The following is a 506-nucleotide window of genomic DNA, read 5'->3' as shown; positions in this document are numbered from 1 at the left end:
GGCCTCGCGGCCTCCCCCTTTTTTGCGTTATATAAACCGACATTTGCCCTATCTGTTTTAGGTGTGTTCGGATTGGCTTTAGTCGAGGGCATCGTAGTCGTTCGCGGTGAGGCAGAGCCGATCTTTTTACTCATGTCGCTTTCTGGTGGCGCTCAGTCGGCTCCAGAGTTCTGTCGCCACGTATATCCGGACGGATCTTTTGCTCCTTATTTCCAGTACATTAATTAAGGGGCATTGTTTTAATCAAATACACTCCGCCAGTGGGGACTCTATCTAATTAGTGATAGAGCCCCCACTGGCGTTTATATAGGTTTGTTAACGTTGTCCTTCAATTTATTACGGGCTAACTAGCGGAGATCGATGAGGGTATAAAGATACTATGTCTACAGTGGACAGCAAGATTCCCGAGGTCATACGGTCTGTCCAAGTTTTATGACCATACGCGTGACTCTGAGCATCTCGGAGCCCAGTTAGTTGATTTGTGAACAAAATATGGAGTGCGCGAT

1 protein-coding gene is annotated in these 506 nt (G+C 47.0%); it reads left to right on the top strand.

Annotated features, from left to right (window positions below; genetic code table 11):
* Positions 1-228: hypothetical protein (locus DW850_RS10475; protein WP_233540668.1), on the top strand; the 228-nt coding region annotated here is incomplete at its 5' end.
* Positions 229-506: the final 278 nt, after the last annotated feature.

It is taken from the genome of Collinsella sp. AM36-4AA, assembly GCF_003467795.1.
Taxonomy (GTDB): Bacteria; Actinomycetota; Coriobacteriia; order Coriobacteriales; family Coriobacteriaceae; genus Collinsella.
The sequence above is the reverse complement of the archived record's forward strand: the minus strand, read 5'-3'. Positions and strand labels throughout refer to the sequence as shown.